The organism is Blautia sp. HCP3S3_B11 (genome assembly GCF_052064435.1).
Taxonomy (GTDB): Bacteria; Bacillota; Clostridia; order Lachnospirales; family Lachnospiraceae; genus Blautia_A.
On record NZ_JBQHVP010000018.1, the window covers coordinates 42483 to 63323 of the forward strand.

Here is a 20841-nt window from a genome sequence, read left to right on the forward strand (position 1 = left end):
GCATCAATCTTGTTTGTAAATGGATGAAAAATAGTTCCATGCCACTTCATAGTCTAATTCTCGATTTCCCCTTGTAAACGGAGCAACATATTCAATAGTTCTTTCCGTCGGTCCTCCCGGAATTGCATCTTCAACATATGAATATTTGAAGGTTTTACCTTCTGAAGCCCCTTTTATACCGCCTTCCCATTCAGGACGAGACATGCCAACTCCGCTCAAGCCACGGTTATTTGTAAACACAATTCGGCCTTTTGAATCGTACCAGGTATCATCTTCATATTGTTGCAGCACCGGAAACTGAATCCTATAAATTGTTTTCAATTGTTGTAATGTCATTCCTAATGCCATGGCTACTAGCACATCAATTTCAACAAGTGCCTGCCGTCTCTGATAATCAATGCGAAGGGGTGTCTCCCATGACCATTCCTTATCCTGAAATACAGTACTATTAAGTCGTGGATCATTGACGCTCCAATTACCACTCACTTTTATTCGCGGTCTTATCTCGTTCCATAATGGAGCATAATCATCATTCAGGCAATTTAACAACAGCCCCCTTATTGAGATCTCATCGGCTACGTTAGATTCTATTATCGGTAATAATCCCGCTGTATCTTCATAGAAATTCGATTTGCCTAACATCTTGATAAAAAAGTCATATGGAACTGAGGCAAAGGCTCCTGCCATAATCCCCAACAATTCATGATCTCTAAATGCGATACCAAGCAAGCCGTTTGTATGTGCTGTTTTGGGAGGTATGAGCGCACTAATTAGCGTTCTTTCACCAGCAGGATCTATCATCTTCCTTGAAACAAGACGGTATTCTTCATCATAACTGGTATCCCAAAATGTACGTGGTACAAGTTTATTGTATTCTGAAATATCACACTCGATTATATAGTTAGTTCTCTGATAATAGTTATCATCTATCAATTCGAGTGGAACACAATCAAAAGCCCTATGTGTATTACATATTCTCTGTGAGGTTTTATAAAATGCATTTGCAACTCCTATATGAGCTCCAGAATATATAACACTTTTTGCATCTTCTGAAAAATGAACATTTCGCTCAATGACATGATCCTTCTGAGCTCCAGTTTCATTCCACATTTGTGTAATATATCTTTTTTCTTTTAAGGACGATATCGTTGCTGATTGTTGGGCAAAGCAATCAAGCACCTGATGAAATTCTCTAGAGTGCAGCATAGGTAAAGGTATACTTTCATTATTATCAGAAGAGCCCAGCACTAATGCTAGCGTTTTTAGAGATTGCTTCGTAATCTTAATTATTCTATTAGGGTGACCTGATATATCCCAAGAGTCATGAATCTTTATACCAGGAACAGGCTTCCCTTTATTAGTGTCCTCATAGCATTCATCAATAGTTGATGGAACAAATAGATTAGATATCATGTCAAATCCATTTGTATCCTTATTGGCATAAATGTTTAGACTGAAGGTTCTTGTATTACCTATATCAAACAGTTTCATTTGGTTAATAAATGAAAAATGTCTTCTTAACCTTCTATAGGCGATTTCTCTAAGTACTCCACCATTCGGATCATCATATATACCATCCGGATGTACATAGCTAATAATCCCCTGATTCGAAGATATCAACCAGCCTTGAGGCAAAAAGCACTTATATAAATTCGTCTGTTGCCCAACCAATTCAGAATAATTCTGGTGAGCGTTCAAGAATGCTTGTTCGCCTGATAACTTCTCATATTCATCGAAATACAATTCTCTAACCCCAAGCATAGAAAATGCTTGATTCCTATACTTGACAGTGTCGCTAGCACTTAGTTTTTTTATTATAAACAGCGGCTGTTTATCAGATAATACAGCCTGCTCATTCCAAGTCACCTTAACCCATGGCGGATTTCCTATAACCAGATCGAATCCCCCTCGTTCTGCAAAGAGATCCGCAAACTCCAATTCCCAATGCATGAAATGATTCTGCTCTGCAATTTCATATGCTAGATTCAACCTTGGATTTTCCTTACGAAGGCGCGGAATATCTACCACAGAACCTTGTCCATAAGTTGCAACTATATCTAGTGCAATCTGCTCCATCTCCGACGGGAACAGAGATAACTGTCCTCCTTTTGCAGCGTTACTTACATTTACAGAGGCCATAGTACCTTCCAGAATCAGCGACATATCAAATAAGAACTCGCTCCTGCTCGGAAGCAAATCCGCTTTATCAATAGGCCAGAACCAGAGTGCACACCAGTAATCCATAGCAAACTTCAATCTTGCATATGGACCGGCGTTTCTCATGTGTTCGGATTTATAAAGTTCACTCAGGATCTGATCCTTCTGTCTGATGGTTGTGTGGGAATCTGTAGCATCATCCTCATATCCATAAACAGACAGAGAATCCTGTGTTTTAGCCTCCACTTCTTTTCGCAGATTGATCTGTGCTTCCCACAATTCATCAATTGCTGTGGACAGACGAAGCAGTGTTACAAGATCATCTTCACTGTACGGTTCAGTAAACTTCTTACTCCACTTCGCCATAGCCTTAATCTTTTCTGGCTCCAGGGATTTGATGACTTTATCTGAATAGCTGCACATGCCGGGATCTCCCAACAGGAAATGGTATACCTGCTTTCGCGGCATTCGTTTTGTTCCGAGCGGTACTCTGTCAGGTGCATTCTCATACCAACGGAGCCCCTTTGATGTAGTGCTGAGGGCTTCAACACGATACACTTGCCTCCTTGCTCCGATCAGTGAATTTCCGTTGATCAGCTGCGTTCCAAACCACGGCACAAAACCGCCTTCATAAATCGTGTTCAGCCAGAGTGATACTTCGGCCAGTTCTACAGCGACAGGATTCAAGTCAATACCATAAACATTCCTGTCCGCCATATACATCTTGACCTTCTGAAGTTCTTTCAAACGGTCATTTGCAGGGATCATTTCCCCTCGCTCTTTCTGTTTTTTATCCAGATATGCTTCCGCAAGCTGCGTGATGGCTTCATTCAAGAATGCTGCAGATCCCATTGCCGGCTCACAGATGGTCAAATGTAGAATCTCATCTGCGGTCTTCCCTTCCAGCAATTCTTTCAAGGCATACTTAACCAAACATTTCGTCAGAACTTCCGGCGTATAGTAAGAGGCAGACTTCTCCCTTTCTCTGCCGGCCAGACGATAAATAAAAGTCCCCTTCTCATATTTGCGGAGCTGACCCTTCTTATACTTTCCATCCGGGTCATTCTTCTCATAGCGAACACGTTCGTCTTCGGTATACTGATCCAACTCGTCTTCGGTAACGAAGTAACCAACATCCAGCTCATTAAAGCTGTCTCCGGCACGCTTTACTTCAAAGAGTGTTGTCTCAGCGATAAACCCACGGTACGAAAGCAGGGCTTCGTATACGGAGCCCATCTGGTTGATTCCCAGATTTGCATAGGAAATACGTCCGCGCCTGTCATTCCGCCGCCCGGTCTCACGCGTAAGACTCATAAGGTCTATGATCCGAAGCATGCAGGAATTGCGAAGCTTCGACTTTGTGATCATCTTTGTATATTCAGGATCAAAGATATGAGCCTTCAGCGGAGCGATCACGAACATATCGTGCAGGCTCTCTTCCTGTGAATACTTCAGCAGGTCTTCCTCAGACTCCGGATATCCGCTGTAGATCAGATCATACAGTTTGGAAAGAGTCTCATGAAGGAAATACCCACTGCCGACCTCAGTCACGTCATCACGGATATCATCAGCAATATCTCTCAGATTATCCAGGGAGTATCCGGACTTATATGTCAGATTCTGAATCGGTGCATACCCAAGCTCTGGTCTTGCTTCAATAAAGAGCACAAAAAGCATACGGTACATATACCGCAGGCATTCTAATGTCAGGTCACCGGCATCTACCGGATCTGTTTCCAGATTTCTTCCCTGACGGGTAGCCATGTCATAAAGAACTTCGTTTCCAAGAATCTCGATGCTCTCACGAAGCGCATACTTCAGATCTTGTGATACGCCTGCAGCATGCTTCTGAGAATTCGCATCCAATTCGTCCAGGAGTGCTGTTCCATCTTCAGGGCACAAACTATTTCTATGCAGAAGAACTGCCATCGCCTGCAGTGTAGATTCCTCGTGACGGCTGAATATATCCTCAAGTTCGAATTGCAGATATCTCTTTTCATTCCATTTATTACGGTCGATTAGAGCTATCTGGTTCATTCCGATCAGCAAAATGAATCGCGGAGGTTCTGCCTGTCCAAAGAGAATCTTGGTAACAAGATCCTCATTCGGAATATTGGTAAGAACATTGGCCGGTACGGAATACAGCCCTTCTTCCGCTACTTCGTCTGCAGCAAAACAATACTTGTCCAAAATAGCTGCTTCCTTATCATCAGAAGTCGCAAGCAGGATCCATAAGGCCGGTGCTCCATTCGCCTTGGTAAGTTCCAAGTAAACAGGTGCCTTCAGCGTATCATCAATCTCAATCCACTCTGGCTTCGCCTCCGGATAGCCAAGAGCTTTTAAGTACATATCCGCAAGCATGCGAATGTTCACCAAAGTCTGGGTATCAAACTTTGAGCGAAGAAAACGGTCATGAACCGGATAATACTGACGTGCAACATCACGCAGAAGCGCCCAAGGCGTCCTGATCTCTTCGCTTTCCTTTGCTTCCGCTCGCCACGCAGAAATCGTCTCAGAAGCATTCTCTTCAAAGATTGATGAGAAATAATGGTTCGTGTAATATTCGTTTTGGTTGGTAATTCCGGTTAAATCCATGCTCATCTCGTTACCCCCTTCATTACCGCCATAATCCGGATATAGGGATTATTCTGTATCGACATGGTGTCTGTAACCCAAGTCGTAAATTTATCAAACAGTTCATCTACCATACGTTCCTGCTCGCTTTTCTTTCTTTCGCTCTCAAACAAAGACAGCTGATAGTATTTATGACGTGTTTCCAGTTCAGCCAGCTTATCCAATTCTTCATCCAGAAGCGGATTGATATGGCTCTGATAGCTCTGATAGTACCCATCCAGATACTTCTTCGCGTGTTCAACGGCATCGGGCAGTAAGCCCTCAGCTTCAGCCACATCAGCCTCCGTCAAGCTTGCACTGTTCGGGATCTTTGTGCTTCGGAACCCTGTATGCGCAAGCAGCTCATTCATGCTCAGACTCTTTACGAATCTTCCATTCTCATACTGAAGCCCAAACCACTCATCTACCAGCGGAGTGGAACGCTTGTTAGGAATGCTTCCGGTAACGATGAAGATGGTCTCTTCCGGTTTTATCTTATCTGGAATGCCAACAAACGGGGCTTCTCCGCGTCCATACAACAATCCACCTTTATCATTTACCCATGTAAACAAAGGATGCTGTTTCCAGAGATACTGAACCTTGGGCCATGCCGTTTCTGCCATGTTATTCTGCATACTTCTCTTCATTTCTTCCATGCAGAATTCCTTATCATCGGATAGCCGTAAATAATCGCCCTGCGGCATAGCCTCATCAGGGAGTAAAGCAGTAAGGCGCTTTCTCATATCAGGCGTTACTGTCACTTCCATGCCGGATACGGACTGAAGTTTTTCAACGGGATGGCTCTCAGACTGGTTAAGATAACTCATCGCCAGGTACAGATAATCGGCATCCGAAAACAGCGTCTCATCATTTTTGACCTTCGCAGGTTCACTTGTATCAGCAGAAGCTGCCATCAGTGCCTCGAAAGGATCAAACTCTGCTTCACCGCTATCCAATGTCTCTGAAAATGCAGCAGCATCTGATCCGTTCTCTATTGCATCGGATACAACTAACTCTTCATCTTCAATGGAGAATTTACCAAGCAACAATGCCGGATCTCCGATATTCTTCAGTGCCTGCTCTTCCTTGGTAATCAGAATCTCAATAATCCTCATATCACCCTTAATACGTGGATTATTGCTTTCAATCATCATATAGCGGATATCCGGACGCTTCTGCTGCCCATAACGGTCGATACGCCCGTTTCTCTGCTGGAACACCATAAGCGACCACGGGATGTCAAAATGGATCATCCTGTGGCTGAGGTAATGCAGATTAAGTCCTTCTGATGCGACATCCGAAGCAACCAGTACTCTGACCGGAGCTTCCTCTCGCCCAAAGTTCTCAACAATTGTCTGCTGCTCTGCGTCGCTCATAGCGCCTGAAATTTCCTGAATCGCATTGGCCGGCATTTTAAGATCCTCGCGGAGTCTTGCCGCCAGATATTTCATGGTCTCAATGCGCTCTGTAAAGATAACAACACGGTCATCTGTTGCTCCGGTCCATCCGTATTCTTTATCTTTCAACAAAGTCAGGAGCTGTTGATACCTTGAAAAGTCCGAAGGAGTAATATTCTCCAACGCGCTCTTCAGTTCTTCTAGTGCGCGGATATCCTTGATCTCGTTGTCTGAGTACTTCTTACGAAGCTTGTTAAGTCTGGCATCAATGCTCTTGATGCAGGCTGCCGGGCTGGAAAAAAGCGACTTCTCCAGACTGGTCTTAAAGAGCTGTCCTTGAGCTCTTGTTTTACTCAAATCCATCTGCAGCTGCATCTCTGCAAAAATATCAAAAGCGATCTCTTCCTTTGCTGATGCTTTGCAACGCTGTAGCTCAATTCTTCTTTCCAGGAACGATCCGCTGACCTGATCCTTCACATCCTTCTTGAAACGACGCACGCACAGGCCTTTAATATCATCCTTGGTATAATCATCCGGATTCGCGATAGCTGTAGGGTCCAGCATATTCATCAACGATGCAAAACTCTTCGCCCGTCCATCATGCGGTGTCGCTGAAAGCATAATCATAGTATCTGAACGATCTGCAAGCAGCTTAGCCAATCTGGAACGCTGCGCCTGATGATCGCCACGCTCTGCAACATTCTGAGCCTCATCGATTACAATAATGTCCCAGTATGCCTTCTCCAGATGTGTTCTGTATTCAACATCTCTCTTCAGCGTATCAATGGACACAATGGTCTTGTCGTAATAGCTGAATGGGTTATAGTTTGATGGAAGCTTCGCCCTGATATCATGGATCTTCTTTGAATCCAGACGCACCAGCGGTATCGTGAAGCGATTCCACATTTCTTTCTGGAACTGCGTCATCATGCTCTTAACCGTAACAACCAGTATCCTCCTGCCTTTTCCTCTGGCAATCAATTCGCTCATCAGGATACCGGCTTCCAGTGTTTTACCAAGGCCAACTGTATCTGCAATCAGGATGCGCTGACGCGGTCTGCGAAGCGAAATCTGCGCAGGTTCAAGCTGATAAGGCATCAGGTCCATAGCCGCCTTATCTCCGATATGTAGATCTGTGTCTGTCGGAATCTGCTGCCTCCACTGACTTTCCAGATACAACTGTGTCCGTCGGAAGAAAGATGAGCCATCAATGACAAGCTTTACATCCTTCGGGTCCACAACTGCAATCTCTTCCAGATCAGTCAGAAATACAGCCTCTTTGTCCTTAACCAACGGCGATACGCCAACACAGTAAAGGGCATTATTCCCCATGTTGTTCTTTTCGACCTTCTTAACCATCCATTCTTCATCTCGAATGATGGTCCTCATCCCCGGTGCGTAATCTACCATAACAATCTATCCTTTCAATCTTCCGCATGCTGTTCAGAAGATATATCCTTTTCTTCCACAGGAACCATCTCCATGATGTCAGAGAAATCGCATTCCAAAGCATTACAGATTTTCACTAAAACATCTGTCGTGATATTGGCGTTTTTTCCAAGCTTCGCGAGTGAAGCTGTGCTGATTTTGCTTTCATTCTTTAGTTTTGTACGATTCCACTTTTTATCAATCAACAGTTTCCAAAGTTTATCATAACTAATGGTCTTTTTCATGGTCTTTCCCTCTTTATTCTCACATGCAATATGCGTTACTCTTCTTCGGGATTTCTTACACTATGCAGGAATCCATATCGTCCCTGTTCTTCATCCATCGTAAAAATAATTCGATTTGCATTCTGATAATTAACCGTCTCCGGAAGTTCATTTTCAGCCACGATCAGCTGATTATTGCCGCAATTATCGATAATGTATTGGATCAACGACTCCCTCATTCCTGCCGTAGCTTTTTCACTCTCTGTGATACTGTATTTCTTTTCCTTTAATGATAGGATAGGCGAATCCAGCACAAGAAAATGTGATGCAAACTTTCCATTACTTTCAAAATATTTCATCAGGTTGAAAAGCATTATCGTATTCAGGAATGCCCGGTATCCTTTTCCCTGATTCTTCTTGTGTCTTCCCCCAACGACAACATCAGCAGTATTAATATTCAGATACGACTCAGGTTTTCCGGTATAAGCACAATCCTTTATCATTTCATTGACAGAATCACTCAGTTTCTTCCAAATATTCTTATCAAAATTCTTCTTTGCATCAAACTTTGTCGCAGTCTCATCCTCTTCGTTTTCCTTCTCGAAGACGTCTGTTCCCAACTCCGTAGACATGTATGCGATGGACTGTAATTGCTGTCTAACCTGCTGAATTCTACGGAATTCTGCGACAGCAGCCCTAAGCTCTGCAGCATGAGGTCTGAGATTTTGGTTCAGCAGTTTCGTAATATTGCTATTTTGAACATTTAACGCCCTCAGCGTTTCTTCAAGTTCTTTTATCTCTTTTCTGGTATCTGTCTCTGTAGCTTCCAAGTCACCCAATTGCAGTCTGATACGTGCCAGTTCGGATCTTGCAGATTCAACATATGAAGTACGATCCTCTTCTTCAACATCCATCTCATGCCCACAAAACGGGCAATTATCCTTGTGATGAATGGTCTTTCCTTTATCGTCACCATCCACAATAAAGTTCAGCCTCTTAATATCAGACATATACTGTGAGTGGAGCGCTCTGTACCGATTACCCAGGAATCTGGCTTCCTGAAGCTTTGCGTTCACTTCATAGATCTGTGCGAGTAGCTTTCGGCTTTCCTCAGATGCATCAACAATCTGTCTCTCAACTTTTTCTATTTCCGCCACAAACTCATCTATCTTGGCATCTATATCTACGACATCATCAGCAGCCAAGGCTTCTTCAAGCCGATCTTTCTGCTTTGACAAATCCGCAATCTTCTGGTTCAGATAGCTTATAACTCCAGCCTTCCGTGTAGCCCTTTTCTCCAACTCCTCAACACTGATTTTAGGAAGAAAACGATTTAGATCATCGGCAGTGATAAGATATATAAGTGAAGTCAGGCTCTTGGTGATCTTCGAATGATCCGGAGTATCAAATGGTGTCCGTTTTTCAAATATGTATTCCTCACTCAGAAAAAAGAAATGAAAGATTGTGCGGATGGTCATCTCTTCATCCGTTGGTGCCTGTGTTGCAATGATTTTTGGACTTTTATCGATTCCGATCAAACTCAGCAGCAAAGCACTGTACTCCCCGGTACTAATCTTATATTCGTCTTTATCCGCTCCCGGAAAATCAGAATAGACTTTTACGACATTCGATCCCTTGTCGCCGCTGCTTCCATCTTCTATCTTTCTCTCAGCCTTAAATGAGTAACCATCATCAGACTCCATCTCCATCATGACGGTGTCATAACCGGTATCGTCTTTTGAAAAAGGCACTTCTTTCCCGGCAAACATAAAGTCAATACAGCTGATGACATACGATTTACCCGTGTTAGAGGGGCCCACAATAAAATTAACGCCATCTTCAAACGATACTGACGAATACTCAACCTTCTCTCCAGAGGCCGCTATCTTTGTTATACGAAATCTGCTCATTGATGTTCCTCCTGTCGAAACGATTTGCCACCAAGCCGAAATATCTCTGCAATCAGTGCTCTCTCAGACATTCCTTTTGTTTCAGCGATTACTGATTTTGCAACTTTTCTATATGCACAGGCATATTCGCTGGTTAGAGCACAACAGTAATCCTCTCCTTCCGGAGTAATGATGTATGAAAGTCCATCCTTGTAATTGACCGCTTCTGCAGTACCATTCAGAACAAGCTCTTTCAAAGCTTCCTTTACAAGATCTCTTTGTGAAGCAAACTCACTAAATTTCAAATCATTATCGCCGTTAAGATTGTAGTCCGATAAGCCAAATGGCTCACTATATATTGTCATAAAATCTACTGCATAGAGCATATCCAGCGTCTGTGGCATATCATATTCATCCAGCAATATCAGCAGGCGCAAAGAGTTTTCAAACGTTGAATTAAACAATCGGTCCATCGTCGTCTCTCACCCACCCTTCTATAGTGCCATCCTTTACAAGGAAGTGACATATCCCTTTTTTCTGTGGTATTCCTATCCAATCTGTGTCTCTCAAAAGCCAGCATCTATTCGAATTAAAATCCCGTACTCTTCCCAAAACTGCCTTAAGTCGAGCCAAGCCACTTTCAGCAGGCTCCTCATAATCATCCTTGATATATTCATACGTTTCGCTTTTCAATAGATTGAACTGATCCTCTTTATCATAAATATCTCTTGTGCCACGCCTAACAGCCTCTGCTGCAAAATAATACTTACGCTGTTCCGAAAGATGCTTCTCGTATTTCGGATAATCACCGATCTTATCCATAGGAAAGGTTATTATGCTCTCCGCCTGAGCATATGCAGCAGTCAGTGCTGCAGTATATTCATGTTCTTCTTTAATTATCGCCTCCGGTATTTCCGCATCCTCCAGCGGATGTCTCTTATATTCCTCTAACTCCGTATCCAGTTTTGCCTTTGCCTCAGGTGTCAGGACATTATCTCTGGTAAGTGAATACAAATAGACTTGCCCTAGGAATTCATCAAAGGTCTCTTTCTTGCCTAATCGAAGCAGCTCATCTCTTTTGCTGTCAGATATTTTGCCGTCTGCCTTTATGTCTCCTCGAAAATGAAAGATGATTTCTTCCTCCATATTCGGCATAAAGTGGCGCGTCACATTCTTTTTGAAAAATTCTCCAATTGATGACTTAACTTCAGGATCTTGTGAATGTCCTCTGATGACCCTAAGCGGATTACCCTGTGGTGCTCTGTTTACAATCTTGCTAGCAGTACCTTTCTGCACTTTGCTTAATTTGATTCCCAACGGCTCAGCAATGCCTCTATAAAGGAGCTCTATGAGTTCAGGAGCACTGATCTCATCAACGAAAGCATTCTTTATTTCCGTTACAACCGTGGCTAAAACCATCTCCTGCAATCAACTCACCTCCCAAAAAGAAACTTTATGGTAATTTCATAGGAACTGCTCTACCCCCGTCAAATAGTGACTTTCCAAGGTGTTTCAAGTATAATGACAGTGTGGGAAAGGAAGACCTCCGAACAGAGCCAATACTTTGAATTATTATAGCACAGTTTGGGTGATAAGAAAATAAATTGTTTGCTTTCGCAGATATTTGTTTCATTCATTTCCCACGACAATTCCCTGCTCCGGGCAGCAAGGACACAACCAAATAACTATTAATGCGTAATGCAGCCTAACCATCGGTGGAAAGGATGCAAACCGAAACGGAAATCCCGTTCGATTTGTATGCTTTTCACCGATTTTTATTTGCGTACAAAATCATAACGTTATCAACAACATATTTCGGAATTCTCCGTTTCGGCCCCTGGGTCGAAGGAGGGCCCGAATTATGGTAAATCTTAGTAAATCAAACACAAGCAAAGTAAATCAGAGTAAGTATGGGAACAAGATTCCATACAACAACATTCAGCCTTCAGTAGATGAAGAACTTGCACCTATCCTGGTCACTGACGGTATTAGGAAAGACCCTGCTCTTATCAAAGACAACATCGAAACCTGGAATATTCATGGTCATAAAATTCCTGTTGCCTTTGCTTCCATCAAGATTGGTACCCTTGATAATTGGATGAAGTTCTTCTGGTCACAGGTTCGTACGTATATCGCAACTGGTGGTACGGATGAGTTTCTTAAAGAAAACGGTCATAACGAAGATTTGTCCTATGACAAGTTTTTAGATGATGCTGAATCAGATGACACCGCTCATGGATTTGATCCTGGCAAAACAGAAGTCCTTGAGGACTCCACACTTATGTACATGATTATTGATGATTTAATCAAAGAGGTAGCCATTGTAAATCCAAAATACGGACGAATCCTTCAGCTCTTGTATGAAGGAAATACCAAGGGAGAAATTCTCAAACTTCTTGGGCTTGGAAAGAGCCAGGGTTATGCTGATATTAACTCCGCTCAGAAAATGGCCAAAGAATTATACAACAAAAACTAATCATTTCTTTCAATAACAAGTAAAGAGGATCACATGCCCGGATGTGCCCCTTTCTTTTACCCTATACGCATTTTCTAACTTCTAACTGATACTTATCATGTTCCCTGATACTTCGCACCGCCTGATTCAGTGTATTTGCTCTTCCATGCTGGTGGTACGGGCACTTGAAGAAATGTTTATGAAATATAATGAGCGACTGCTCTGTCGGATACTCCGTACAATGCAGATACCAGTAGTGACCGGTGTTCCGGCTCCGAATCGTGATATCTCTATCATCCATCAGAATGATATTGAAGTACTCCGAATCGATTTTCTTAAGGCTACTTTCATCAAACATCGGCACCACCCTTCCCATTATGGAACCAAGCTTCCAATGCCAGTTCTACAATACTGTCCACCTTATTGGGATCCATTCCAACAAAGTATTTTTCCACAATTCTTGCAGGCACCTTATAGCATTTCTTCTTTACCGGCTCCGTACTGAGATACCGTCTTACCATTGCATCCGTCAAAGCTCCAGAATGGCTGCGAAGCTTCATTACCATATCAATCGTAACCTTGGTTTTCTTTTCCTTCATCACATTTAACACCATATTCTGTTCTTCCGCCGGAAGGAATGCCAACTGCAGAGCAACCTTTGTGTACAGCGCACCTCTGTCCACCATATCCTTGAATGGTTTGATGAGGTCATTCAGCTTCAGCAATCTGCCAACTGAGCTACCAGACAATTCATACTCTTTACCGATAGAATCTCTGGTAGTCAACTTCTGGTCACCGTGACCAGAAGTTAAATCCCCTTCCTTTCCTTCAAGACGTGCAATCTCACGCATAATATCATTTCTCTTACCCTGGCAGGAACCCTTATCATATCTCGCCTTCAGCACTGCTGCCTTCTCCGATATCAATAAATCCGAAAAAGATCTCTGCATCAGATTTGTCTCAATCACATAAACATACGCCTCTTCCTCGGACAAATCCGTTTTCACAATAGCCGGCACTTCCTTCAATCCGGCAAGCTTTGCTGCATTCATTCTGTTGTGCCCGGAAAGCATTTCATATCCACCATCAATCTTCTGTACAATTACCGGATTTAGAATTCCATGCTCCTTTACACTTGCAATCATATCCTCCAGACGTTCTCCCTCGTACAAATGAAACGGATGGTCATGGAATGGCTGAATGTTCTTAATCTGAATCATCTGAATCCCTCTTGGTACTTCTCTCTCCTCGATTTCATCCATCAATAAATCCACTGCGTCACCAAATACTTTTCTCTTGTTATTAGCCTTCATAAGCAATCAGCTCCTTTGCAAATTTTCTATAAGCGATTCCTGCTGATGCCTTCTTACTGTAAAGAGCAATAGGCAGTCCATAATAGATGCTCTCTCCAACCTTTACTGTAGAAGGAATCTTGTTTTCAAATATCCTGATCTGTCCCTGAAAGCTCCCCGTCACTTCCTCTGTCAGTACCTTGCAAAGCGTGGTTCTGCTCTCGCACATGGTAAGCAGAATACCTGCAACAGTAAGTGTAGGATTGATACGCTTCTTAATCTTGCTGACTGTTCTCAAGAAATCCTGTAAGCCCATCATTGCCAGAAGCTGAGGATTCACCGTGATAATGACTTCATCAGCCGCCGCCAGTGCGTTGATAGTAAGCATTCCCAGCGAAGGACAAGTATCGATAAGCACATAATCGTATCTGTCCTTAATGGGTTCCAAAACCTCTGCCAGCATCCTCTCCGCGCCCATCTCTGTTCTAAGCTTCGCATCCACCACCGACAGATAGATTGATGAAGGAATGAAATCTACACCATCCTTACTCTGAATAAAAGCTTCCAGACTTTCCGGAGCATCCTCTTCAATCTGAGTCATCATCAGATGACCGATTGTATGCTCCAACTCATTGGTGTCCTCTACGCCGTAGCAGGTGGTGAGATTTGCCTGGCTGTCAAAATCGATTGTAAGCACCTTCTTATCCATACTCTGAAGAGAATGTGCCAGGTTCAGAGTGGTCGTGGTTTTACCCACGCCACCTTTCTGTGATCCGATAACGATAACCTTACCCATAATTACTACACCTCTCTTTCTGCAGCATACTCCGCAGGTCTCTCTGCCACAAACTTTGCATGGAGCATTTCCTTTTCCTTCTGGAACTTCTTCTGAAGCTTCTTCATTTCCTTCTCCATGAATTCTGCTTCTGCCTTTGCTATTTCAGCCTTCTCTGCATCCGGTGTAATAATCAGCTTTCCATCCTCACAGCTGACAGTAATGTAATCCCCAATCTCAAAGCCTAGCTCCTGGAGCCAGTTTCCTTTCAGAATGATGGTAGGTGTTGACTTGTAGTTATATCCGCTCTGTGCATGTACCTTCATGCTTCTGTTTCTCTGATTTTTCATTGATTGTCATCCTTTCAAAAAAATAATTTTTACATAGTCTTATGTACCCATCTGTGCTATACTTTTCACAGGCATGTCTATGTCAATACACTTCCGGAGGACTGCTATGAGTGAAGAAAAAGCCGGTTCTTATAAAGGCCTTACTGAGGCTCGCAAAAGAGCTAATAAGAAATACAATGACCGTTTCGTTGAAATAAAAGTTCGTGTAACCCCTGAGAAGCGTTCCATCATTAAGGATCACGCTGATGCAATGGGCGAAAGCGCAACTGCCTTTATCAATCGAGCCATCGACGAAGCTATGGAACGAGATAAAAAATCGAACCCTGAAACGTAAAAAAAACCGGTGACGTATGGATACATTTCCACACATCACCGGACGATTATTTTCTTCATAAACAATCTCCAATGTGCAATTTTCTACGTTAAATAAATATCAGCAAGGCTCCCATTTGATTATTTTTTGTCTTATTTCTTACACATTTCAAATGGTCTAAACTTGGTCTAAATCTGACCTTCCACTTCCCTCGAACCCTTGAAAATCCTAGTAAAATCAGGCACTCTACGCATATTGGCACAGCTACGTAAGTATATTGCCGTGGCATACAAATAATACTTTTATCAAAATGTAAATCCTCCTAAAATGCACTGTCCTGCCCCGATTTGCTCCGATTTATCGTACCTTGTTTTTGGGTGTAACAACCTTTACTCTGTCACAGTTTTCCCGAAACAGGGCAAAATGGAGCAAGTTAGGGCAGGCTGTAGTAGTAAAATGGTAGTAATAATCAGAGTGTTTTACTACCGTAAAATAAGTTCCTATCAATATCCGCAATCGTGTTATTCCTTTCCTGGTCTGTCTTTATGTACTTCATTTGACGGAACATTTTCTTCTGTTTCGCTGTGCTTCATATTATGCCGTTTTTTCTTTGAGATATGCTTCAAACAGAGGAATAAGCACACCTTCGCCAATCAACCAGGGATAAAAAATATACTCCTCATACGCTCTTGCACAATAACTGACATGTCTCATCATACAGGAAAACAATGCAAGAATCTGAATTTTTGACAATGATTCCGCCACAGCCTGCACCTGTTTATAATCTTTTGGCAAATTCTTAGATTTTTCGCCTAATAATCGGTCAACTGATCCATCCCAGAAAAGGATATCAAATATATTCTTCTCTTCGAAATAGTCACCTAATAGATTTAGTACCGGTGCATGAACACTGTCTTTGTGAACATCATATTTATATTTTAATGCAAATTCTCTAAGTTCATCATCTTTATAAATGGCTTTAAGAAGCAGCAATGTCTCTTTCATAAAACTTTGCATACTTCGATCCAGTTCCTCAAAAGGTTTTTTTCCCGGTTCTGAAGCCATAACAAACCATCTGTCATTCAAAATCTTATCCAGAGCTAATCGTCCGTCTTCCACGATTGAATCCTTCAAAGCTGCAAAAACAATCGTAAAATCGTCCATCAGATTCTCTTTCAGAAAATCAACACATGCATTCAAGGCCTGCTCCCATGCGCCATGAATAGGATAACCAAAAATTCCAGATGAAATCAATGGAAACGCAATGGATTTACAACCATTTTTCTTCGCAAGTTTAAGAGAAGACATATAAGCATTGTAAAGCAATTTTGCTTCCCCATTTTCCCCGCCCTTCCATACGGGACCAACTGCATGAATAATAAATTTACTATTCTTATGATTGAATGCAGGCGTGATCACAGCATCTCCCACATCACAGTGAGCGATTGCATTGCATGCCTTTCTCAGTTTTTCAGATCCTGCTGCATAAAAAATGACTCCACAAACTCCACCGCCTTGGGCAAGTTGATTATTGGCTGCATTTACAATGGCATCCGCTCTGATATTTACAATGCTTTCTTTAATGATTTTAATTGTTCCATCAATCACTTTCGGTTTCCTTGTCATATTCCTTGTCCTCCATTACTGCATTAACCAATGCAACTTTTCAATACATGCATTGTAGTTGTCAATTACCTTATTGATGCACAAATCAATATTGTCTGATCTTTTTCGTCATATCCCCGACTTAAAAACATATCCCGGAAGAATTATAAGCAACATTGGAACCAACACCTTCATGGCTTATTGAGCGTTTGTTCAAGTTTTCCGTTTTGTATCCAAGTTTTTAAATAAATATATCATATCTAAACTCATTTTTCTACAGAAAAAACGCCCTGCATCCGCAGAGCGCCTTTCCCATTCTTTATTGTCACACCACCCGGAACATCTTCTGGGTCACAGGCTTCTCGCCTGTGGTATTGTTCAGTTCCGCTCTCGCAGCGTTCAGTTCTTCCATACGAATCATCTCGTCTTTGGCATCCTCCAGCCCTAGGTGCGTGTAGGTGTTCATGGTCACACCGATGTCCGAATGCCCCATAAGGTACTGGAGGGTTTTCGGATTCATTCCGGCTTTCGCCATATTTGAGCAATAGGTGTGGCGGCACACATGGGGCGTGATATTCGGCATCTGCACCCGGTAGATGTCGTTGTACCTCTGCACAGCATGATTGAAACGGTGCTGCCAGTGCATGGCCACCTCCGGCATTCCGTCCTTGTCTAGGTACAGGAATCCGCTATAGCCGTCCACGAACTTCTCCACCTTCGGCGTGGGTCTGTCCTCGATGATCGCCCGGAAGCAGTATGCCACATCCTCTGTAATCGGAAGTTTACGTGTTCCGGCATTGGTCTTTGTGGACTGGATGATGTACTCCATCTTCGATGTCCGAAGAAGCTGATGGTCGATGGTAACGATGTTGTTCTCCAGGTCAATGTCCTTGATGGTAAGTCCACAGAATTCGGAGATTCTCATTCCCGTGTGGAAAAGGATGTAAAATGCCTCGTAATACTTGTAGTACACATTATCGTCCCTGACGAACTTGAGGAACTTCCGCATCTGGTCTTTCGTGATGGCTTCCCTCGTAACGGTGTCATTCACCACCACCCCGGCAAGTTCAAAGCCGAAAGGGTTCTTGATGAGGACATCATCGTCCACCGCCATCTGGAATGCCGGACGGAGGACACCTCGCACGGTTTTGACGGTACTGTACCTTCTGCTATCCTCCTGCAGTTTGATGAGAAATAGCTTTGCATCGGAGGTCTTGACCATACCGATCTTTTTCTCTCCGAAAGGCTCATTCAGCAGAATGTTCCGAACGAAATTGTAGTTCATCTTCGTACTCGGCTTCACACCAGTCTTAGTGGCAAGGTATCGGTCTACAAGTTCTATGACCGATAGATTCTTTCCTGTGGGGTCAAGCTGGTTGTCGAGGTCGTATCCGATCTGCTTCTCCAGTTCCCGGAGGGAAAGGCAGGGCTTTTTGCCCTGGGGAAGCTTATCAGTCGGTTCAAGCCGCCAACTATATACAAACTTCGGTTTTCCGTTTACATAGTATTTGAACTGATATTTCCCGTCTGCCCGGAGGGATTCTCCTCTGCGGAGAACGCGGTTCTTTGCATCACGCCTCCTGGGCGGTCTTCCTGTACGTGCCATTCTTCAACGCCTCCTTTTCATGTGGATGATTTTTAAGCCACAGTTCCAGTTCCGACCGGATGATGAGCCGTCTGCTCCCATACATCGCAAGGAACGGAATCGTGTCCATTCCATTCATCAGTTTCCAGAACTTTCTCCGGCTGAGTCCGAAGAGGCTGATAGCCTCCTCAACCGTCAAGGTTTCCTTTTCTTCTATTCTTGGTCTTCGCATTCACACACCTCCTCCATGCCTCCGTTGTTCAGGCACTCCATGATATATGCCTCAAACAAATGCCGAACGATAAGGTATCGGTTGCCGAAGTAGAGTGCGAACTTGTTGGTATTGTTTTCTGCCAGCCTTCTCATGTTTTTGATACCGATACCGAAGTAATCGGATGCCTCCCGGATGGAAAGCATATACTTCTCATTGATGGGGATGCTGTTGGTCTTGCCCCATGCATTTTTCTTTTCTTCCATCTGCCAATCCTCCTTTCGTAGCGTGACTTCTTGGGTCATCGTATATTCCCGTACTATTCCCAAGAAGTCAACTACTATTGGCAGATAAAACAGAATTATATCTCAGAAGATTGCTCGATAAAACGCTCGAATTTTGTGCGATTTATGAGATAGCGGTTTCCGCTGAACACAGCAAATCCGCCCAGGTTATCCTCTGCCAGTCTACGCATCTTCTTGATGCCGATGTTGAAATATGCTGCGGATTCACGGATGGACAGCAGATATTTCTCGCTGACAGGCAATCTGACTTCCACTTCGGTTTCAATATTATTCATAATGCCTCCTGTCTGAGGGAATCGGTTGTCCCTCCATGTAATGTTTTTCTACAGAGGGTGGGCAAAAACGCCCACCCCCATCTTCAAATTACTCTGCGACCTTCAGAGTCTTAACCGCATCCTTCAGTACCAGTTTGGAATCCACACGCTCCGAGAGCAGGAATCCTACCTGTCCGAACTTGGCATAGGCTTCGTTCAGCCGCTTAATGTTGCGCTTGCCACGGTCACCGATCCAAAAGTAGCTGAAATCACCAAACAGAACAGGTTTGCTGCCAGGAACGATTTCAGACATATAGTTGGACACAAATACACGATGTCCGAACAGCGTATCGTATCCATCGTCCTTAAACTTCGGATTCCAGATATATCTGCCATCAAAGTATCTGGTTTTACGAAGTTCATGATAGGCATCCTCCGACATTACAAAGACAGCCGAATCCGGGTAGCGGTATGCCTGTTTTACGGAATGCACCAGGTCAATCATATCGTCCATGCTGATTTTTCCGCTCTGCTCAGTAGTCGTGCCGACCTCAGCCTGATGTACCAACCCAAGAGGCTTGCCGATACCGTCACCTACAAGGAAGGCTTCTTCCTCCGAGACGGCAATACGCTCTTTGTATTCCTGGGTAATATATGCTTCCAGATCAATGCCGGAATCCGCCAGAAGTTCTTCGGACAAAAGTGTCATTGTTCCCAACTTGTGTGCTTCGAGAACGATCTCGCCAAATTCAATATCTGCATTGCAATAGCGTTCTGTTTCACCGATCCACTGGGCATCTCCGTTTTTCATCACAACCGGAACATGCAAGTCCTGTGTGGTATTCAACACCGTACCGATGCTGCGAAGGAAGTTTGCTTCCCTCAAGGTTTCCACCAGCTTATCTTCATAAGTGTCCGGCACAAGGAATCCCTTTGCCGTGTCACCGCCATCACGGAGTGTATTCGCAGGAATACCGGAATACATATGCTCCCAGAAGGCACTGTTATAGGCCGCTTTTGCCTTCTTCTGTTCCTCAGTGACATCCACAGCAGGCTTCGCCCCGGTGAGGTTGTGTTTCAGTTCTTCCAGATGCGCCATCAGCTCATTCACAGTCTTGATTTCTTTCATTGTAATTTTCCTCCATAATCCTTAAATTCTGTTACCCGAACGTGCACGGAGCAGACGCTCCATCACATCATCCTGCGGAGTCAGTCCATTGAACTCCACAGTGCAGTTCTCCTTCACCACCTGGTAGATCTGGTACCAGGCGGTGTTGGCCTGTTTCATATACTCCCGCCCCATCGTCACATAGGGCGAGGAGATCACGGTTCCCGTAGGTTTCTTGGCAAGGAAGCCATACTCGGACACAGCCTCCTCACACTGAATCCAACGAGCCACAGACATGGCATACTGCTCAATTTGCTGGGTAGGAATCAGCTGGTCGCATTTGCGCTCATGCAGCCACTCCCAGGTCTCCTTGAAAATATCCTCGGCACATGTGACACTACCGTCCTTCTGCTTTGCTTTCAGATAATCCTTGACATGGGGCATTTCGGCACCCTGCAAGTCTGCGGCATCACTTCCAAAGTCCACCGTGGTCAGCTTTCTGCCTCCGGGATTGCCATTGGCCAGTTTTTCAGTTAATGCTTTCGGCTTTCTGCCTGCACCGGGGCGAGAACCGCCACGGTTCGTTCCGTCTTTAGACATCCTGTTGTCCTCCATTTCTGTTTGATTTCTTGGTTTTTTACCTTTGAATACGCTTTGAATTTCTGTGCGATTGCGGCACCGTTAAGCAGGAAGGCATCCGTAGAGATTTAGACCGCCTCTACGGTCGCTCACATTGTAGTAAGTGGAGAATTGATATTGCTTCTTCACTGCAATATATTTTGCTTCCTATATGCTTGATGCCACATAAGTTTGTGCAATCAAAGGCACCATCTCCTCTCTGTGATTGCGTGATGTGACAGTACTCTGAAATCTATCCCCA

At 43.7% G+C, this 20841-nt stretch carries 19 protein-coding genes; 2 read left to right on the forward strand and 17 right to left on the reverse strand.

What is annotated here, in order from left to right; translation table 11 throughout:
* Positions 1 to 3 precede the first annotated feature (3 nt).
* The 6 genes from ACTNC0_RS14120 to ACTNC0_RS14145 are packed head-to-tail and all read right to left on the reverse strand — an operon-like array spanning position 4 to position 11127.
* Complete coding sequence (locus ACTNC0_RS14120) at positions 4 to 4758, reverse strand: Eco57I restriction-modification methylase domain-containing protein (RefSeq protein ID WP_441087880.1); 4755 nt, start codon at positions 4756 to 4758, stop codon at positions 4 to 6.
* Positions 4755 to 7577 carry a DEAD/DEAH box helicase gene (locus ACTNC0_RS14125; protein WP_441087881.1) on the reverse strand — a complete coding sequence of 941 codons (2823 nt, stop codon included), beginning with the start codon at positions 7575 to 7577 and terminating at the stop codon, positions 4755 to 4757. The genes ACTNC0_RS14120 and ACTNC0_RS14125 overlap by 4 nt, the downstream gene beginning before the upstream one ends.
* A gap of 14 nt (positions 7578 to 7591) precedes the next feature.
* A complete protein-coding gene (locus tag ACTNC0_RS14130) occupies positions 7592 to 7840 on the reverse strand; it encodes a helix-turn-helix domain-containing protein (RefSeq protein ID WP_441087882.1) in 249 nt (82 codons plus the stop codon).
* A 35-nt stretch (positions 7841 to 7875) separates the two neighbouring features.
* Positions 7876 to 9729, reverse strand: coding sequence for an AAA family ATPase (locus ACTNC0_RS14135; protein ID WP_441087883.1), 1854 nt, complete (start codon positions 9727 to 9729; stop codon positions 7876 to 7878).
* The gene (locus ACTNC0_RS14140) at positions 9726 to 10181 is read right to left on the reverse strand and encodes an ABC-three component system middle component 2 (protein ID WP_441087884.1); all 456 of its coding nucleotides are present in this window, start codon (positions 10179 to 10181) and stop codon (positions 9726 to 9728) included. The genes ACTNC0_RS14135 and ACTNC0_RS14140 overlap by 4 nt, the downstream gene beginning before the upstream one ends.
* A complete protein-coding gene (locus ACTNC0_RS14145; RefSeq protein WP_441087915.1) occupies positions 10165 to 11127 on the reverse strand; it encodes an ABC-three component system protein in 963 nt (320 codons plus the stop codon). Before ACTNC0_RS14145 ends, ACTNC0_RS14140 begins: the two co-directional genes overlap by 17 nt.
* Positions 11128 to 11569: 442 nt before the next feature.
* Between ACTNC0_RS14145 and ACTNC0_RS14150 the strand changes: the two genes are divergently transcribed.
* Entirely contained in the window at positions 11570 to 12184 is a 615-nt protein-coding gene (locus ACTNC0_RS14150; protein ID WP_441087885.1) for a hypothetical protein, read from the forward strand.
* A gap of 61 nt (positions 12185 to 12245) precedes the next feature.
* On the opposite strand, the gene ACTNC0_RS14155 is transcribed toward ACTNC0_RS14150, so the two are convergent.
* From ACTNC0_RS14155 to ACTNC0_RS14170, 4 genes are read right to left on the reverse strand one after another with little or no spacing between them, the layout of a single operon-like run.
* Entirely contained in the window at positions 12246 to 12521 is a 276-nt protein-coding gene (locus tag ACTNC0_RS14155) for a hypothetical protein (RefSeq protein ID WP_441087887.1), read from the reverse strand.
* The gene (locus tag ACTNC0_RS14160; protein WP_441087888.1) at positions 12514 to 13476 is read right to left on the reverse strand and encodes a ParB N-terminal domain-containing protein; all 963 of its coding nucleotides are present in this window, start codon (positions 13474 to 13476) and stop codon (positions 12514 to 12516) included. The genes ACTNC0_RS14155 and ACTNC0_RS14160 overlap by 8 nt, the downstream gene beginning before the upstream one ends.
* Complete coding sequence (locus ACTNC0_RS14165) at positions 13466 to 14251, reverse strand: ParA family protein (protein ID WP_441087889.1); 786 nt, start codon at positions 14249 to 14251, stop codon at positions 13466 to 13468. The genes ACTNC0_RS14160 and ACTNC0_RS14165 overlap by 11 nt, the downstream gene beginning before the upstream one ends.
* Before the next feature lie 5 nt (positions 14252 to 14256).
* Positions 14257 to 14580, reverse strand: coding sequence for a SymE family type I addiction module toxin (locus ACTNC0_RS14170; protein WP_441035346.1), 324 nt, complete (start codon positions 14578 to 14580; stop codon positions 14257 to 14259).
* A 106-nt stretch (positions 14581 to 14686) separates the two neighbouring features.
* Between ACTNC0_RS14170 and ACTNC0_RS14175 the strand changes: the two genes are divergently transcribed.
* A complete protein-coding gene (locus ACTNC0_RS14175) occupies positions 14687 to 14914 on the forward strand; it encodes a hypothetical protein (RefSeq protein WP_300657019.1) in 228 nt (75 codons plus the stop codon).
* Between the two features lie 573 nt (positions 14915 to 15487).
* Here ACTNC0_RS14175 and ACTNC0_RS14180 read toward each other — a convergent pair.
* The 7 genes from ACTNC0_RS14180 to ACTNC0_RS14210 all read right to left on the reverse strand — a co-directional run bounded on the left by ACTNC0_RS14180 (position 15488) and on the right by ACTNC0_RS14210 (position 20561).
* Positions 15488 to 16519: a macro domain-containing protein gene (locus ACTNC0_RS14180; protein ID WP_441087890.1), complete on the reverse strand. Its 1032-nt coding sequence runs from the start codon at positions 16517 to 16519 to the stop codon at positions 15488 to 15490.
* A gap of 304 nt (positions 16520 to 16823) precedes the next feature.
* Positions 16824 to 18104 (reverse strand): tyrosine-type recombinase/integrase, encoded by a 1281-nt coding sequence (locus ACTNC0_RS14185; protein WP_441087891.1) that lies wholly within the window; start codon positions 18102 to 18104, stop codon positions 16824 to 16826.
* Complete coding sequence (locus ACTNC0_RS14190; protein ID WP_441087892.1) at positions 18070 to 18315, reverse strand: helix-turn-helix domain-containing protein; 246 nt, start codon at positions 18313 to 18315, stop codon at positions 18070 to 18072. The genes ACTNC0_RS14185 and ACTNC0_RS14190 overlap by 35 nt, the downstream gene beginning before the upstream one ends.
* The gene (locus ACTNC0_RS14195; protein ID WP_441087893.1) at positions 18297 to 18560 is read right to left on the reverse strand and encodes an excisionase; all 264 of its coding nucleotides are present in this window, start codon (positions 18558 to 18560) and stop codon (positions 18297 to 18299) included. The genes ACTNC0_RS14190 and ACTNC0_RS14195 overlap by 19 nt, the downstream gene beginning before the upstream one ends.
* Positions 18561 to 18655: 95 nt before the next feature.
* Positions 18656 to 18874 (reverse strand): excisionase, encoded by a 219-nt coding sequence (locus ACTNC0_RS14200; RefSeq protein WP_441087894.1) that lies wholly within the window; start codon positions 18872 to 18874, stop codon positions 18656 to 18658.
* Positions 18875 to 18962: 88 nt separating this feature from the next.
* Positions 18963 to 19982 (reverse strand): phage major capsid protein, encoded by a 1020-nt coding sequence (locus tag ACTNC0_RS14205; RefSeq protein WP_441087895.1) that lies wholly within the window; start codon positions 19980 to 19982, stop codon positions 18963 to 18965.
* Between the two features lie 21 nt (positions 19983 to 20003).
* The gene (locus ACTNC0_RS14210) at positions 20004 to 20561 is read right to left on the reverse strand and encodes a P27 family phage terminase small subunit (RefSeq protein WP_441087896.1); all 558 of its coding nucleotides are present in this window, start codon (positions 20559 to 20561) and stop codon (positions 20004 to 20006) included.
* Between the last annotated feature and the right edge of the window lie 280 nt (positions 20562 to 20841).